We start from the raw sequence: 15,752 nt of genomic DNA on the forward strand, positions 1-15,752 counted from the left end.
TTCTAAATGCGCGTTGCAACGATCCTCAAGGGCTATCCACGCCTGTCTGAAACCTTCATCGCCCAGGAGATCCGGGGACTGGAGCAGCGCGGCATCGCGCAGCGCATCGTCTCGCTGCGCCATCCGACCGATCCCTACGAGCACGACGTCCACCGCGAGATCGATGCGGAACGCTATTATCTGCCCGAATATCTGAAGGACGATCCGCCGCGTGTCTCGCGAGCCCGGCGGAACGTGGAGAGGCTTCCGGGTTTTGAGGTGGCGAAAGCAGCCTTCACGAGGGATTTTGCCCGCGACCCCACGGCCAACCGGCAGCGCCGCTTCGGCCAGGCGGCTGTCCTTGCCGCAGAAATGCCGGAAGATATCGGCTGGATGCACTGCCACTTCCTGCACACGCCGGCATCCGTCGTGCACTATGCGAGCCTTATGACAGGCATCGGTTGGTCGTTTTCAGCCCATGCCAAGGATATCTGGACAACACCGCCGCAAGAGCTCACCGACAAACTTGCAAGCGCCGCTTGGGGCGTCACCTGCACCAGGACGAACCTCGATTACCTTCAAAGTCTGACGGGCGATCCGGATAAGATAGAACTCGTCTATCACGGTCTTGATTTCTCCCGCTTTCCCAAGGAGCCGCGGCCTGAGCGCTCCGAAGACAGCCCTTTCACGCTCATCACGGTCGGTCGAGCCGTCGAAAAGAAAGGCTTCGACGATCTTCTCACAGCGCTGGCACGTCTTCCCGACGAGGCGCGCTGGCGACTCGTTCATATCGGCGGCGGAGCGCTGATTTCGTCCCTCAAGGCACAAGCCGAAAGGCTGAGGCTTTCAGAGCGTATCGAGTTTCGTGGGCCGCAGCCAAGAACCGCCGTGCTTGCTACCTTAGAAGAAGCCGATCTTTTCGTCCTGCCGTCGCGCGTGACAGCCGATGGCGACCGCGACGGCCTGCCGAACGTTCTTCTGGAGGCGGCAGCCTTCGCCTTGCCGATGATCGCAACGCGCGTCTCGGCGATTCCCGAATTCATCGAGGATGGCGTCAGCGGCCGGCTCGTGGAGCAACGGGACACGGAAGCACTTGCTGCTGCGATCGCGACTTTGATGGGCGACAGAAATCTCCGACGCCACCTCGGCCTTGCCGCCTTTCGCCGTGCGCATGCGGATTTCAAGGCTGCACCCGGCATCGACAGGGTGGCGGCGATGCTGCGCTGTTCCTTGGCAGGAGATCAGCCGATCCGCGAAAGATGCGCCGCGAGCGTCGGATGAAGATCGCCTTTTACGCGCCGATGAAGCCTCCGGACCATCCCGTTATGTCCGGCGACCGAACCTTCGCCCGCGCCATTCTTGCCGCTCTCGAGGCTCTCGGCCATGAGGTCGAGGTGGTTTCGCGCTTCCGCAGCTGGTGCCGAGCTCCCGCAGAACAGGTCGCGCTTGCGCAAGCTGCAGAGGCGGAACGGGAGGCGGTGCGTGCGCGGCTCGAAGCCGCGCCCCCGGATCTCTGGCTCACCTATCATCTTTATCACAAGGCACCGGATTGGCTCGGGCCTGCGATCAGCGCCGAGCTCGGCATCCCCTATGTTGTGATCGAGGCGAGTTTTGCCGAAAAGCAGCGTTCCGGCCGTTGGCGTGAGGGAGCCGCAGCCGCAGAAGCAGCCCTTGCGAAAGCCAGCATGGTGGCGGCGATCCAATCAGAAGACCTATGCGGACTTCGCAAAACCGTGCCGCAGGCGCGGCTCACACATCTAACGCCCTTCATGGAGCTTGGCTCCTTTCTGCGCACCGAAAGCAATCGGGATTCCGGGCCCCTCCGGCTCCTTTCTGTCGGCATGATGCGCGCAGGCAGCAAAGCCTCCACCTACCAGGCTCTGGCAAAAGCACTGGCGGCATGGGGGGAGACGCAGTGGACGTTGACCGTTGCGGGAGACGGGCCGGAGCGGTCTGCACTCGAACCGCTCTTTGCCGCAGACAAGACGCGCTTCATCGGAGCGGTCCCGCCGGACGCGATGCCCGCTCTTTACGCGGCGGCCGATATTTTCGTGTGGCCCGCGCTCAAGGAACCACTCGGCTTCGTGTTCCTGGAAGCCATGGCGAGCGGCCTTCCGATAATCGGGGGACGCGGCGGCGGCGTACCGGATCTCGTGCAAGACGGGGTAAACGGCTTGCTCGTTGAGCCGCAAGAGCCACAGAGCGTAAGCGCAGCCCTTTCCCGGCTCGGCGATCCGCAGTTACGGGTGCGGATGGGGGCGGCGGGCCGGCAGATCGCAGCCGAAAAGCACAGCCTCGAAGCGGGCATGAAGGGATTGGCCGCGCTCATCGAACGCGCCTTCACGACACCCCGAGGAGAGGACTGATGCGGGCGCTGATCTGGGTTCAGCATCTTCTGGGCGTCGGCCATGCCGTACGCGCCGGTGCGATTGCGCGCGCGCTTTGTGAAGAAAGTGCCGCCGTCACCCTCGCGACGGGGGCATCTTTGCCGGGCTCGGTCGATACACAGGGCTTCGATGTCATCAGATTGCCGGCCGCGCGGGCCTCTGACCCGGCCTTCAGCGCCATTATCGATGAAGATGGCGGGGAGGTGGACGATGCCTTCTGGCAACGGCGGCGCGACATCCTTCTCGCGCTCATCGACGTGGTTGATCCCGATATCGTGGTGACGGAGGCGTTCCCGCTGGCAAGGCGAGCTTTTCGGGCAGAGCTCGTCCCGTTTCTTCAGAAGTTGCGGGCAAAGCCCCGGCAACCCTTCATCGCTGCGTCGGTGCGCGACATCCTGGTGCGTAAGCCGCCCGACAAAGAAAGGGCGATGGCCGATCTCGCCCTCGCCTATTACGACAAGATCCTGATCCATTCAGATCCGCAGCTCGTCCGGCTGGAGCATAGTTTCGGGGAAGCGGAAAGGCTCGCTCCGCTCGTCACTTACACGGGGTTTGTCAATTCGAGCTCCAACGTGCCCGCACCGTCAGGCGCTGGCGAAGGCGAGGTGATCGTCTCATGCGGAGGTGGGGCGGTTGGACGTGCCATCCTGCAGGCCGCGCTTTCGGCGCGCCTGCATAGCTCCAATGCAGGGACGTGCCTTTGGCGGGTGCTCGCCGGCCCCCATTTAAGTCCTGAAGATTTTGCCGCCCTTACGAAGGCTGCCCCGCCGGGCGTTATCGTGGAGCGAGCACGGCGTGACTTTCCAGACCTTCTGACACGTGCGCGGCTGTCGGTGAGCCAGGCCGGCTACAACACTGCCGTCGACATCTTGCAGGCCAGAGTGCCGGCGCTCCTCGTACCCTTCGCGGCAGGATCCGAGACTGAGCAAACACAACGCGCTGACTTATTTGCCGGGCATGGGCTTGCCGTAGCCTTGCCAGAGAAAACCCTATCGGCGGAGACCCTTGCCAGGGCCGCGGACGAGGCGATGCAGCTTAAGCCAAAAGCTGTCGAGTTTTCGTTGGATGGCGCAAAAAAAACCGCCAAGCTTTTGATCGCGGCGGCGAAAAGAGGATCGTGATGGAAGATGCGGAGCGGTTTTGCGCGCGTTTGGACGCGGCAGCAGAGACCGGAAGGGCGCTTTCCTTCTGGTGGCGCGACGACGATGCGACCGAACCGACGCCCGAACTCGACAGGCTGGCGGGGCTTTTCGGCGAGATCGAAGAGACGAAGCGTCCGCCGCTCGGCCTCGCCGTGATCCCGGACGGTGCGCGCCCGGCGCTCGTCGACCGCCTCGCACGCGAGCCCCATATCGCCATCCTGCAACACGGACTTGCACACAGAAACCATGCGCAGGACGGGGAAAAGAAGTCGGAGTTTCCGCTATCCCGTCCCCTGACGAATTGTCTTGCCGACGTGAAGACCGGTCGCACCCGGTTGCTGCAGCTCTTCGACGGCAAGCTCCTCCCCGTCTTCGTGCCGCCATGGAACAATGTCTCACCCCCCGTAGTAGAGGGCTTGTCGACCCTCGGAATCCGCGGCCTGTCGCGTCTCGGTCCGACAAGGGGAGTCCCTGGAGAGTGCAACACCCATCTCGATATCATCGAGTGGCGAGAGACGCGCGGTTTCATCGGCCGCAAGGCGGCCTTCGCCCTTCTCACGGAGGAGGCTGAGAGGCGGCTCGCCGGCGCCAGCGAACCGATCGGCATTCTCACCCACCATCTCGCCCATGACGAAGCCTGCTGGGACTTCTCCTGCGAATTGCTGACGCTCCTCGCGAGTCACCCCGGAGCAACCTTTCCGCCGCTTCAGGAGCTTTTTGCGCTGCAGGAGCCGGGATACCCGTCGATCCATGGGTGAACCGCCAAGCCCGCGGGAGTTGTTTCGCGCCGTTAAGAAACTCAATCTCTTGCAGCGTTTCCAGGACGCAAGAGATGTCCGCATCGCCGCGGATCCCGCCTGTGCCGAATTCTTGAGGAGTTACCGGAACGGAGCCTATGCCGCCCTTCTTCTCGAAAAGAAATCGGCGGCATCCGGGGGTGTCGATACGGGCCACCTCATCGCCGTATCCACCGAAGACGAAACGCGCCTGAAACACGAGCTGGTTGATCGCTTTCCTCACGCGGCCGTCGCCGGCTTCATCGGCGACGCAGCTCTCAGAGCGGCGGCACACGCCGATCCCCTTGCTGACGATGCTGGCATCCTTACCGAGCCCGAGCCCCGCAACCTCTATACGGTCATCTGCGGGCCCCGCACCGGCTCGACCTGGTTCGTCAATCTCCTGCGCGAAACGGGATGGCTCGGTCGGCCCACGGAGCATCTGCGTCCGCTGATCGTGTTCATGGCCCGCCACCGCAACCGTCTTGGGGTAGATCTCAGCCGTTGGCTCGCCCTTCTTATACGTCAGGAGCAGGAAGACGGGGTCTTCGGGACCAAAATCATCGACGACTTCGCCATTTCCCTTGCGCCCTTTGTCGACAGCAACGAACGGGCAATGGTTGAGCGCCTCGCCGCGAAAGCACACATCATCCGCCTTCGTCGACGCGATCGTGTGGCACAGGCAGTGTCGGAATATATCGCGGAAGCGACTACGGTCTGGCATGTGCGCAAAAACGAAGCGATGGCCGCCTACAGCGAGGCGAAAGAAACCGTCGCCTACGACTATGAGCGTATCCTCGCCTCCTATGAGCGACACAGGGCCGCTGAAGCTGCAATCGATAACTGGCTTCGCGCCACGGGACGGCCAGCACTCGATGTCTTCTACGAAGACGTTCTCGCCGCGCCGGAAGAGCGCCTTGCCGAGATCTTCAGCTTTCTGAGAGGCGAGCCCGCCCCCACCTTGCAGGTGTCATCAACGCGCTACCAGCGGCTCGGTGACGGGGTGAACGAAGAGATGGCACGCCGCTTTCGTGCAGAATTCGGCCTCCAGACATCCTCGTCGTAGCCCCCTTATCGTCACAGACCAAGGTCGCGACAAATTTCTTCTGCCAACATGTCGGTGCAATTCTCGCTGCGCGCGAAATCATCGAAAAGGAGCGACCAGGTGCCGTCGCCCGCATCGCGGTAGGGACCAAATTTGAAATACTGATTCGGGCCGAGATGGTGATGACCGATGCGGCCTGTCACCTGGGCAACGCGCGCGCCGTTGACGAAAAGTTCGATGCGGCCGTCACCGTCGGGTCCGGCGCGCGTGAAAGCGATGATATTGAACCAGCCATCGTCGGCCTCCGGCAGGACCGGCAGGAAGCGTGTCACGCGGAGCTCGTCCGTGCACGCATCGTATTCCGCATGGCGCGCGGGGCGATCACCCCCTTCGGCAATCACCCAGCCACGGCTTTGACTGTCATAGGGGCGGTTCCAGACCTCCGTCTCGCCCGGCCGACAGGGGTAGATCTTGGCCCCGTCAGCGGAGAGGAGCGGCGTCAGAAGTTCGGTTTCGACAGTGAAGAAGAGCTTTCCGTCTCGAAGCCTCAGAGCGAGGAAGGGGCTTGAATTCCCCGGAACGCCCTTCGGAATCGTACGCTTCCATTGCGCCAAGACGTGTCGGTGATCGCCATTCGGACGGGGACCGACGAAGCGCACCGAAAAGCGGTACCAGACGGGCGTTCCGTAAGGCAGATGGGCGCTTTTCGATTCCCACAATTCGGCACGCTCGCTGCAATCTTCGGCCTTTGGCGGACAATGCTCCTTGAGCGTAAGCTCAATCGCCGTCGAGCCGTTCCGCCCTGCGCCCTGCACAAAGCGATAGCTGCCGGCACGCTGTTCGAAATTGTCTTTGTAATAGAGCACGGCAGGATCGAGCGCGCCGCTTTCAAAATTCTCGCGCAGCATTTTCGCCTGCCCGGACGAAGAAGAGAGCGACAGCCAAAGGCCGGCAAACAGCAGCGGCAGACAATAGCGCATCGGTCTCATCACCAGAGGCAGTCATCGCGGCAAGGCTTACCGGCCGCTGTTTGCGCACGCAATCTACGCTCCCCGGGGGCAATTGCCACCGAACGACAGGCAGCGACAATTCCGGCGAACACGACCAGCAGGAAAAAGAAACATGAGGGAGTTGGCTGGGGCGGCAGGATTCGAACCTGCGAATGGCGGCACCAAAAGCCGCTGCCTTACCACTTGGCTACGCCCCAATTCACGCTCGCACGAGCAGTGAATGCGCCTATAAGGGCTTTGGCGAAGTTGGGCAACATGTCGAACCGATCATAAGCCCACGAAGGAGGCTGCGACATAGGTGCAGGCCTTTTATGCGAAATCCATTGCATCACATTGAGAAGATGGCTTGAAGCCGGAGCGGTGCAAGGCTATAAGCCACCCCGCTTTGGCGGAGTGTAGCGCAGCCTGGTAGCGCACCTCGTTCGGGACGAGGGGGTCGCAGGTTCGAATCCTGCCACTCCGACCATTTTATCCCGAGGCTTTGGGACCGGATCGCGTTCCTGGAGCTTTTGCCGGCACATGCTGTCGGCGCCGTCTGGGCCAAAGAACCAGACCGTGACGTCTTTTCTCTCCAAGCCATGATCGAGCCTTCGGACAGCGGCCGAATCGCAGCTTCTGATTCGGACGGTGTCGGTCTGCGAAGCTTCCGAATCGGAGCCCGCCGTCTCAAGACGATCGAGAATCAGGCGTGACGCAGCTGACGACGTCGGATCGTTCAGGCGGCTTCTTTCAAATCCCGAGCCCAGAGGCGCAGATCTTCGAGCGCATCGGATCGCGCAAGAGCGGTCTCTGAACGCCAGCAGAGCGTCTCGAGGACACCGCCGATTAGAGAAATGGGCAGCGGCGGAGAAAACCGCCGCTGCCCCAAAGCTGATCAATCGATATCGAACGAGACGCCCTGAGCGAGCGGCAAGGCGTTGGAATAGTTGATCGTATTGGTGGCGCGCCGCATGTAACCCTTCCAGGCGTCTGAACCGGACTCGCGGCCGCCGCCGGTGTCCTTTTCGCCGCCGAAGGCGCCGCCGATTTCCGCACCCGACGGGCCGATATTGACATTGGCAATGCCGCAATCGGAGCCCGAAGCCGAAAGGAAACGCTCCGCCTCACGCAGATCGGTCGTAAAGATGCACGAGGAGAGGCCCTGGGAGACGTCGTTCTGGATGGCGATCGCCTCGTCGAGCTCGCGGTACTTCATGCAATAGAGGATCGGCGCGAAGGTTTCTTCTCGGACAATATCAGTCTGCGCCGGCATCTCGACGATCGCCGGATGCACATAAGCGGCGTCTGGATAGGTGTCGACGAGCGCCCGGCCGCCGCCATGCACGGTGCCACCATCGGCGGCTGCCGCCTTGAGCGCCTTGTCCATCGTCTCCGCCGCAGCACCGTCGATCAACGGCCCGACGAGCGTTCCGTCCGCCAAGGGATCGCCGATCGGCAGCTTGGCATAGACCTCGGCAAGACGGGGCACGAGTTTGTCATAGACGTCTTCATGCACGATCAGCCGCCGGAGCGAGGTGCAGCGCTGGCCGGCCGTGCCGACGGCGGCAAAGACGATGGCGCGCAGGGCGAGTTCAAGATCGGCAGACGGACCGACGATCATGGCGTTGTTGCCACCGAGCTCGAGGATGAGCTTGCCGAAGCGGGCGGCCACCTTCGGCCCGACGGCGCGGCCCATGCGCACGGAACCTGTGGCCGAGACCACGGCCACGTCGGGGCTTTCAACCAGCACATTGCCGGTGGCCGCGTCGCCGACGACGACCTGCAAGAGTCCCTCCGGTGCATCCCCGAAACGGTCGAGAGCACGCTCAAAGATCTGCTGCGTAGCAAGCGCCGTCAAAGGCGTCTTCTCCGACGGCTTCCAGATGATCGGATCGCCGCAGACAAGAGCGAGCGCGGCATTCCATGCCCAGGGCGCGACCGGGAAGTTGAAGGCGGTGATGACGGCGCAAGGGCCGGCCGGGTGCCAGGTTTCGCGCATCGAATGACCGGGGCGCTCAGATGCGATCGTCAGGCCGTAGAGCTGCCGGGACAAGCCGACGGCAAAGTCGCAGATGTCGATCATCTCCTGCACTTCGCCGAGACCTTCCTGATAGATCTTGCCGCATTCGAGCGCGACCAGACGTCCGAGGTCCTCCTTGGCCGCACGCAGTTCCTCGCCAAGGAGACGGACAAGCTCGCCGCGGCGGGGCGCAGGCACGTCCCGCCAGGCCTTGAACGCCGTCTTCGCCGTCGCGACCATCGCCTCGACATCGCCGGGTGCATGGGTTTGAAGGCGCGCGATCTCCGATCCGTCGACCGGCGTAGTGACAGCAAGCGAGCCCGAGGATGTCTGCCCGGCCGACAGTCCGCAAGCTTCGAGAAGAGTCTGATACGTCATGGAATGAATTCTCCGCGTGTTCTTGATGTGATCGGGCAAAGCAGTGGCCATGCCTCCTTACGACATGCCCGGTTGCCAAGGGCAAGAGCCGTCATGGAGTGAGAGCTTTGGCCAAGCGGAAACGATCGGCGGTCCGATCCTCCTGGACAGTGCCCCAGTTCCTCATGTTCCTTTGGAAGCCTCTGCAATCCTTGCGTGACGGGCGATGATGCCGGGCCAAGCCCGTTCCACCGCCAGCGCGCTCAGTGCGAGGTCGGCCAGGGATGATCCCTTGAAGCAGAAAAGCCGGCGGCCCCGCGTCTCAGAACTTGTCGCCTCCTGGGATGCGGTCTCGCGACACATCGCCAAAAGGTCGGTGGCGAACTCCGCCGTGTCGACCTCGCAGCCGTTCGCGTCCCAGGGATGCGTGCCCTGTGCCAGATCATCGGTCGCCATGACATCGAAAGCGCCAAAGCTCTCGGGCAGCCAGGCCCGGCCGAGATCGACCGCAGCGACGAAGCAGTCGCGTTTCAACAAGCGCGCATCGAGGAACGGTGTCAGCTCCGGCGAGGCCGGCACCATCGAGACGACGATATCGGCGCGCTCGAGCAGATCCTGCGGCGAAGACACGACCTCGCCGGCAAGACCACGCGCCTCCGCAGCCTCGGCGAGACGCACGGCTGACGCCTCACTCCGGCTGAAAGCGAGAAGGCGATTGAGACCGGGTCGGATCTCGCAAAAGGCTTCGAGATGCTGATGGGCCTGCAGGCCGCAACCAATCATGCCAAGCGTATACGCGTCGGTGGGGGCGAGATAGGAGCCTGCGACTGCGGAGAGCGCCGCCGTGCGGATAAGCGTGATCTCGTTGCCGTCGAGGACGGCCACCGGTTTGCCAGTTTCATAGTCGTTGACGATGATGAGGCTGTTGATGCCGGGCCCCTCCCCGCCAGGTGGCACCGTCGCGATGCCGATCCATTTGACGACGGCGATGCCGGCAGAGGCGGAGGCCGCAGCCATTGCCTGAAAACCGTGACCGGGGGAAAGTGTGAGTGCCGTCTTGGGTGCCCTCACGGCGCGGCCTTCGCCTGCTGCCCAGAAGGTGTCGACCACCGCGCGTCGGGCTTCGTCCGGTGCGATGGCGAGCGCCTTGATATCGGCCTCACTCAGAAAAGGGGGCGCGTCGTTCACGCGGCAAATCTCTGCGGCGAGAAGGCCTTGTCCTCCGGCGAGACCGCGCCAGTCGTCAGGAGACGCGCAACGATCTGTGCCGTCGCGGGCGCCTGGATCATACCGGAATGCCCATGGCCGAAAGCGTGCACGATATCGGCGCAAGCCGAGGCCGTGCCGATCGAAGGAAGGCCGTCCGGTGTCGAAGGCCGGTGGCCCATCCAGCGCTCCACCCGATCAGGAGACTGCACGCCTTGAAGGCCGGGAAGCATCTTCTTGCCGAAGGCAAGGAGGATGTCGGCACGGCGCCAGTCCGGCGGGGCGTCGAGCGAGGCGAGTTCGACCTGCCCTGCGATGCGCAGGCCGCGATTCGTCGGCGTGACCGCCATTTTGCCTTCGGCAAGGATGACCGACATCTGCGGATGGCCGGTGACATCGGGCAAGACCACATGATAGCCGCGCTCGGAGACGAGCGGAACGTTATCTCCCGCCTGGCGCGAGAGCTCGGCCGACCATGCACCGGCGGCGATGACCGCGCGGTCGCAGGCGATATTCTCATCGTCTGTCACAACATGTGTGAGACGGCCATGTGCAATCTCGAAGCCGCGGGCGGTGCTGCGGACGACGCGTCCACCCTCGGAACAGAAATGCGCCACAAGGCCTTCGCAATAGCTGCGCGTGTCGCGGATGAAGGCCCCGTCATCGACCCGGATACCGAAGCCGTACTTCTCCGCCAGAGCCGGCTCCCTCGCGATGAGCACTTCGCGATCATGTTCGCTGAAGCGGACACCGAATTCCTTGCGCATCTTCCATTCCCGCGCCTCGCGTTCGATGTCGGAGCGGTCGCGATAGAGGAACCAGACACCTTCGCGGGCGATGAGATGGTCGATGCCGGCCGGCCGCGCCCATTTCAGATGCCAGTCCACTGTGCTGCGACACAGCCGGTAGCGATGCGCGGCACAGATCTCTACCTTGCGCCAATTGCTGCCGGCGCGCAGGAAGCGGACGAGCCAGGGTAGAAGTGACGGCAGGTGGCGCCAGCGTATGACGAAGGGGCCGGAGGGGTCGGCGAGATAGCCCGGCACCTCTCTCCACAGGCCCGGAACCGACATCGGCATGATCGAGGCCGGGCTGAGCCATGCCCCGTTGCCATAGGAGGCGGCCTGATCACCCCCCGGTGGACCGCGATCCACGAGGACGACATCGTGACCGGCCCGCTGGAGTTCCAAGGCGGAAAAGATCCCAACAATGCCGGCACCGATCACGACGGTGCGGAGAGGCTTCCCTGTCGGACCGAGGGGCGCCCCGTTTGTCTCGGACGATGTCACTGCCGTTCGCCCCAAATAGCGTGACGGCGATCGCGTAGGACGGCCAGGCAACAGGCCGCCGAACCGCTATATTGCATCCAAATCGCGTCCATCACCGTCCCACTGCCTCCCCCTATTGTTTGGTGACGCCACGCCTGCGCAGGATCTCCGAGCCGAGGATCACCGCCGTCATAAAGGCGAGGATGAGCGTGGCGACGGCTGCGAGTGCAGGGCTGACACGCAGGAGCGCATCGTCCCACATCTGCTTCGGCAAGGTGGTAACCTGCCCGCCTGTCACGAATAGCGAGATCGTCAGCTCGTCGAAGGAGATGATGAAGGCGAACATGAAGGCGGCGATGAGCCCCGAACGGATCAACGGGAAGGTCACGTTGAGGAAAGTGCGCACCCCGTTCGCCCCGAGTGTCGAGGCGGCCTGATCGAGCCGGATGTCATAGTTCTTGAGAACCGCAACGACGGTGACGACCACATAGGGAATTGCGAGGACCGTATGGCCGATGATGAGGCCGATGGTTGTCCCGACGAGGCCGATCTGCGCGAAGAGGTAGAAGAGCGCCACCGCAATAATGATGTGCGGCATGATCAAGGGCGAGATCAGGAACGCCATGATGGCCGTCGTGCGTCGAGCGCGCCGAACCAAATAGAAGGCAGCCGGAACGCCGAGGATGAGGGCGACCACCGCAACGCTGAAGGCGACGACGAAGGAGCGCCAGGCTGCGCCAATCCACAGAGGATTGTCGAAGACCTCACGGTACCATTGCAGCGAAAAGCCTTCCGGCGGCCAGCCGAGGAACTGGGATTCGCTGAAGGAGACCGGAATGACGAAGAAGGCGGGAACGGCAAGGAAGGCGATGCCAGCGAGCGCAACGATCCGCAGAACCTTGCCGCCGATGCGACGCGGCTTGCGATCCGGCCGAGACGGCATCAGCGCACCCAGGGCGCGTCCGACAGCGTCGGAGATCTCGGAAATCGCCGTCAGGAGGAGATTGCCGACCTTGGCGCCCAGCCATGAGAGCGGATTCTGCCGTCCCGAGCTGCTGCGCACGTCACCGCCCGAGAGCGTCGAAAGGCCGACGAGCCGATCGTAGACGTAGAAGATGACGAGCGCGACGACGAGGAGCATGATCGCGATTGCACCGGCAAAGCCCCAGTTGAGCATCTCCTTGATCTGGAAGATGACGAGCTGGACGATGACGGTTTCGCGCTCGCTGCCGAGAAGGGCCGGCGTGATGAAGAAGCCGAGCGAGGTGATGAAGACGAGAAGCCCGCCCGCCGCGGCACCCGGCAGGGAGAGCGGAAAATAGATCCGCCAGAATGCGGCCGCCGGCCGCGCGCCGAGCGTTCCCGCCGCATCGGTGAGGCGCTTGTCGATATTCTCCATGACGGAAAGCATGGTGAGCACGCAAAGCGGCATCAGCGCATGCACCATGCCGATCATGACGCCGGAGAATTGGTACAGAAACGAAGGTGGATCGCTGACGCCGAGCGCATGAAGCAGCTGGTTGAGCGCACCGTTGCGCCCGAGCAGCACGATCCAGGCGAAGGTTCTGACGAGGAAACTCGTCCAGAACGGCATCAGCACGAAGATGGCGAGGAGATTGCGGCGGCTGGCCGGCAAGGTCGCGAGTAGATAGGCGATCGGGTAGCCGGCGATGATGGCGAACAGCGTCGTCCAGCCGGCGATCTTGAAGGTGATGAGCATCACCCGGACGACGACGGTCGATTCGCCGAGGCGGAAATAGTTTTCGGCGCTGATCCCGCCGTCGGAGCCGACGAAGCTGCGCCCGAGCAACAGCGCGACCGGATAGACGAAGGCGACGGCAAGGAAGAGAGCCGCCGGGATGAGAGGCCAGCTTCCGCGCAAGAACGCCAGCGCTCGGCCGAGCGGACGCGCGGGACCGGCGGGCGGCGCGGCCGAGCCGGACATGTCAGTCATGAGCCAGCACCACGCAGGATTCGGGTTCCCACGAGAGAACCGCTTCCTTGTTGGGGGCAAGGCCGTCGCGCGGCTGGCCGGTGAGGATCTGTGCCTTGAGCTGCTGACCCTGATGGCCCTCGAAGAAGCACTTCGTCGTCCCCCCGGTCATGACGGCCTCGATGAAGGTGGCGGTGACGGAATTGGCCCCCGGCTCTGCCGCATTGATGCGGATCGCTTCCGGGCGGATCATCACGATCGCCTTATCGCCAACACTCAGCTCTGTGGTGGTGGGACCGCTCACCTTACTGCCGTCGGCAAGCACGACCGCGCAGTCACTTTCCCCGCGGCCGGTCACCTCGCCCTGGAGAAGGTTCGATTCGCCGAGAAAGTCCGCAGCGAAGCGGGTTTTCGGGCGAAAATAGAGTTCTTCGGGGGTGCCGATCTGTTCGATCCTGCCTTGCCGCATCAGACAGATGCGGTCGGACATCACCAGAGCTTCCTCCTGATCGTGCGTCACGTAGAGCATGGCCAGGCCGAGGCGTTCGTGCAGGCGCTTGATCTCGTATTGGAGCTGTTCGCGCAGCTTCTTGTCGAGCGCGCCGAGCGGTTCGTCCATGAGGACGATCGACGGTTCATAGACGAGGGCACGGGCGAGCGCGATGCGCTGCTGCTGGCCACCCGAAAGCTGGCGCGGATAACGGTTCTCGGTGCCCGGAAGCTGCACGACTTCCAGAATCCGGCTCACCGCTTCGTCGATCTTGGAGGCCGACCAGCGCCGCATGCGCAGCGGGAAACCGATGTTTTCGGCGATCGTCATATGCGGAAACAGAGCATAGTTCTGGAAGACCATGCCGATGTCGCGCTGATAGGGCGGGAGATAGGTGGCGAGATCACCATGGATCCGGATCTCGCCGCTATCCGGCTCGTTGAGGCCGGCGATCGCGAGCAGGAGTGTCGTCTTGCCCGAGCCGGAAGGACCGAGAAGAGTGAGGAATTCGCCGGCGCGGACCTCGACGGAGGCACCCTCGAGCGCCACGAACTCACCGAAGGTCTTACGGAGGTTGCGGACTTCGAGCTTCAGCGAATCGGAGTTTGACGAACCGTCAGCCATCTTCATGAAGGAAACCTTGGATAGGGGAGCGTCCTCCCGCACAGCGGCGGGAGGACGCGATCTTGTCAGGACAGGAGCCACTCGTTGAAGCGCTGTTCGGCCTCTTCCTTGTGCTCGCCCCACCATTCCTGGCTGGCGAGAATGAGCTTGTCGAAATGCGCAGGCGCAGTCGGCAGGAACTTTGCCCGCTCCGGCGGGATGTAGTCGTAGGCCTTCGGATTCGTCGGCCCGTAGGCCAACGTCTTCGTGTATTCGGCTTGGCGCTTCGGATCGGCGCAATAGGCGATGAATTTCTTGGCCTCGTCGCTGGCCGGGCTGCCCTTCGGAATTGCCCAGCCTTCGATCGAATAGAGCCCCTGGTTCCAGACGATCTCGACGGTGCCATCCGCGTCGATGACGGTCTGAGCACGACCGTTCCAGGTCGCAAGCATGTCGACCTCGCCGGATTGCAGCATCTGGCTCGTCTGGGCACCGCCCGTCCACCACACGTCGATATGCGGACGGATCTCGGTGAGCTTCTTGAAGGCCCGATCGAGATCGAGAGGATAGAGCTCCTCAGGCGTCACGCCGTCGGCGAGAAGCGCGATCTCAAGCGTATCGATCGGGCTCTTGCGCAGCGCGCGCCGGCCAGGGAAGTTTTCGACGTCCCAGAAATCCGCCCAGGAGGACGGCTTCTTGTCGGTAAAATGGTCGGACCGGATGGCAAGGACCGTGGCGTAGACGTCGACACCCATCCAGTCGGGCGCCCTCGCCTCCTTCATGATGTCGGCCATATGCCCCAACTCCCAATCGAGAGGCTCGAGCAGCTCGCGGCTGTGCAGGAGAACCTGGTCGCCCTGAGTGATGGTGACGACGTCCCAGCTGTAATTGCCAGTGTCGACGATCGCCTGAACCTGACTCGTCGGCTGATGCTCACGGGCGACGTTGACGATCTGGTTGCCCGTCTCCTCCTGATAGGGCTTGTAGAAGGCAGCCCCATAGGCGTCCTTGAAGGGACCTCCAGGATCGGCGACGGTCAGAGAATCCGCCGCCCGAGCCGGACGGATGGAAAGGCCTACTGCGCTGACGGCGAAGCTCGCCGCACTCCCAAGGAGTATGCTGCGGCGGGAGATCTTCCTGTTGAACGGCATGGTTCTGTTCCTTTCCTCTTGTGAGACGTGCTCATAGGCTGGACAGGCTGCACGTGTTTTGTTTGCGGGATCTGAGAGCCTGCCCAAATGCAGTCCCGTCTTGCAGAAAAGCGTCGTGCGTCTGCCAGGGCGTGCGGGTCATCCGCCATTCATCCGTTGCCGGTGAGCGCGGCAATGCCCGCACAAGACGTACGATATGCGTCAGGCGTGATGTCGTTGGGCGCGCGCGGGGCCGTTGATAACCGCTCCGGCAATGCCGCAGGTGACCCCATGGGCGATCCTCACGGAGATCCCAAAGTCCCGAAGCCCGGCCGTCCGCATCTCGCCAACGCAGACGCTGGTCGCGCGGCGGCGCCGGGTTCGAACGCCCGATGCCGTCTGCCATTTCGATCACCAGGCTGTCGCC

The 15,752-nt window shown here is 63.1% G+C and carries 12 protein-coding genes and 2 tRNA genes; 6 read left to right on the forward strand and 8 right to left on the reverse strand.

Annotated features, from left to right (window positions below; translation table 11 throughout):
* The first annotated feature begins 6 nt into the window (after nucleotides 1-6).
* The 5 genes from J2R99_RS02475 to J2R99_RS02495 are packed head-to-tail and all read left to right on the forward strand — an operon-like array spanning nucleotide 7 to nucleotide 5,350.
* On the forward strand, nucleotides 7-1,260 hold the full coding sequence (locus J2R99_RS02475; RefSeq protein WP_307152911.1) for a glycosyltransferase: 1,254 nt from the start codon (nucleotides 7-9) through the stop codon (nucleotides 1,258-1,260).
* A complete protein-coding gene (locus J2R99_RS02480; RefSeq protein WP_307152912.1) occupies nucleotides 1,257-2,345 on the forward strand; it encodes a glycosyltransferase family 4 protein in 1,089 nt (362 codons plus the stop codon). The genes J2R99_RS02475 and J2R99_RS02480 overlap by 4 nt, the downstream gene beginning before the upstream one ends.
* Nucleotides 2,345-3,487, forward strand: coding sequence for a glycosyltransferase family protein (locus J2R99_RS02485; RefSeq protein ID WP_307152913.1), 1,143 nt, complete (start codon nucleotides 2,345-2,347; stop codon nucleotides 3,485-3,487). Before J2R99_RS02480 ends, J2R99_RS02485 begins: the two co-directional genes overlap by 1 nt.
* On the forward strand, nucleotides 3,487-4,266 hold the full coding sequence (locus tag J2R99_RS02490; protein WP_307152914.1) for a polysaccharide deacetylase family protein: 780 nt from the start codon (nucleotides 3,487-3,489) through the stop codon (nucleotides 4,264-4,266). The genes J2R99_RS02485 and J2R99_RS02490 overlap by 1 nt, the downstream gene beginning before the upstream one ends.
* Nucleotides 4,259-5,350: a Stf0 family sulfotransferase gene (locus tag J2R99_RS02495; RefSeq protein ID WP_307152915.1), complete on the forward strand. Its 1,092-nt coding sequence runs from the start codon at nucleotides 4,259-4,261 to the stop codon at nucleotides 5,348-5,350. Before J2R99_RS02490 ends, J2R99_RS02495 begins: the two co-directional genes overlap by 8 nt.
* An 11-nt stretch (nucleotides 5,351-5,361) precedes the next feature.
* Here J2R99_RS02495 and J2R99_RS02500 read toward each other — a convergent pair whose 3' ends face one another.
* Nucleotides 5,362-6,309 carry a heparin lyase I family protein gene (locus tag J2R99_RS02500; RefSeq protein ID WP_307152916.1) on the reverse strand — a complete coding sequence of 316 codons (948 nt, stop codon included), beginning with the start codon at nucleotides 6,307-6,309 and terminating at the stop codon, nucleotides 5,362-5,364.
* A 152-nt stretch (nucleotides 6,310-6,461) separates the two neighbouring features.
* Nucleotides 6,462-6,536, reverse strand: a tRNA-Gln gene (locus J2R99_RS02505).
* Between the two features lie 192 nt (nucleotides 6,537-6,728).
* Here J2R99_RS02505 and J2R99_RS02510 point away from each other — a divergent pair.
* Nucleotides 6,729-6,805 (forward strand) — tRNA-Pro (locus tag J2R99_RS02510).
* A gap of 408 nt (nucleotides 6,806-7,213) precedes the next feature.
* On the opposite strand, the gene amaB is transcribed toward J2R99_RS02510, so the two are convergent.
* The 6 genes from amaB to J2R99_RS02540 all read right to left on the reverse strand — a co-directional run bounded on the left by amaB (nucleotide 7,214) and on the right by J2R99_RS02540 (nucleotide 15,346).
* Nucleotides 7,214-8,716, reverse strand: a complete 1,503-nt coding sequence (gene amaB / locus J2R99_RS02515; RefSeq protein ID WP_307152917.1) for an L-piperidine-6-carboxylate dehydrogenase — start codon at nucleotides 8,714-8,716, stop codon at nucleotides 7,214-7,216.
* Between the two features lie 162 nt (nucleotides 8,717-8,878).
* Nucleotides 8,879-9,883, reverse strand: a complete 1,005-nt coding sequence (locus J2R99_RS02520) for an ornithine cyclodeaminase family protein (RefSeq protein WP_307152918.1) — start codon at nucleotides 9,881-9,883, stop codon at nucleotides 8,879-8,881.
* Entirely contained in the window at nucleotides 9,880-11,190 is a 1,311-nt protein-coding gene (locus J2R99_RS02525) for an NAD(P)/FAD-dependent oxidoreductase (protein ID WP_307152919.1), read from the reverse strand. Before J2R99_RS02525 ends, J2R99_RS02520 begins: the two co-directional genes overlap by 4 nt.
* Before the next feature lie 112 nt (nucleotides 11,191-11,302).
* The gene (locus tag J2R99_RS02530) at nucleotides 11,303-13,123 is read right to left on the reverse strand and encodes an ABC transporter permease subunit (RefSeq protein ID WP_307152920.1); all 1,821 of its coding nucleotides are present in this window, start codon (nucleotides 13,121-13,123) and stop codon (nucleotides 11,303-11,305) included.
* Nucleotides 13,116-14,222, reverse strand: a complete 1,107-nt coding sequence (locus J2R99_RS02535; protein ID WP_307152921.1) for an ABC transporter ATP-binding protein — start codon at nucleotides 14,220-14,222, stop codon at nucleotides 13,116-13,118. The genes J2R99_RS02530 and J2R99_RS02535 overlap by 8 nt, the downstream gene beginning before the upstream one ends.
* Nucleotides 14,223-14,281: 59 nt before the next feature.
* On the reverse strand, nucleotides 14,282-15,346 hold the full coding sequence (locus J2R99_RS02540) for an ABC transporter substrate-binding protein (RefSeq protein ID WP_307152922.1): 1,065 nt from the start codon (nucleotides 15,344-15,346) through the stop codon (nucleotides 14,282-14,284).
* Between the last annotated feature and the right edge of the window lie 406 nt (nucleotides 15,347-15,752).

It is taken from the genome of Rhodopseudomonas julia (genome assembly GCF_030813515.1).
In the GTDB taxonomy this organism is placed as follows: domain Bacteria; phylum Pseudomonadota; class Alphaproteobacteria; order Rhizobiales; family Afifellaceae; genus Afifella; species Afifella julia.

Excerpts from the sequence above, each read along its gene's own strand:
- J2R99_RS02475 (WP_307152911.1), top strand. The coding sequence starts at position 7 with ATGCGCGTTGCAACGATCCTCAAGGGCTATCCACGCCTGTCTGAAACC.
- J2R99_RS02480 (WP_307152912.1), top strand. The coding sequence starts at position 1,257 with ATGAAGATCGCCTTTTACGCGCCGATGAAGCCTCCGGACCATCCCGTT.
- J2R99_RS02485 (WP_307152913.1), top strand. The coding sequence starts at position 2,345 with ATGCGGGCGCTGATCTGGGTTCAGCATCTTCTGGGCGTCGGCCATGCC.
- J2R99_RS02490 (WP_307152914.1), top strand. The coding sequence starts at position 3,487 with ATGGAAGATGCGGAGCGGTTTTGCGCGCGTTTGGACGCGGCAGCAGAG.
- J2R99_RS02495 (WP_307152915.1), top strand. The coding sequence starts at position 4,259 with ATGGGTGAACCGCCAAGCCCGCGGGAGTTGTTTCGCGCCGTTAAGAAA.
- J2R99_RS02500 (WP_307152916.1), bottom strand. The coding sequence starts at position 6,309 with ATGCGCTATTGTCTGCCGCTGCTGTTTGCCGGCCTTTGGCTGTCGCTC.
- amaB (WP_307152917.1), bottom strand. The coding sequence starts at position 8,716 with ATGACGTATCAGACTCTTCTCGAAGCTTGCGGACTGTCGGCCGGGCAG.
- J2R99_RS02530 (WP_307152920.1), bottom strand. The coding sequence starts at position 13,123 with ATGACTGACATGTCCGGCTCGGCCGCGCCGCCCGCCGGTCCCGCGCGT.
- J2R99_RS02535 (WP_307152921.1), bottom strand. The coding sequence starts at position 14,222 with ATGAAGATGGCTGACGGTTCGTCAAACTCCGATTCGCTGAAGCTCGAA.
- J2R99_RS02540 (WP_307152922.1), bottom strand. The coding sequence starts at position 15,346 with ATGCCGTTCAACAGGAAGATCTCCCGCCGCAGCATACTCCTTGGGAGT.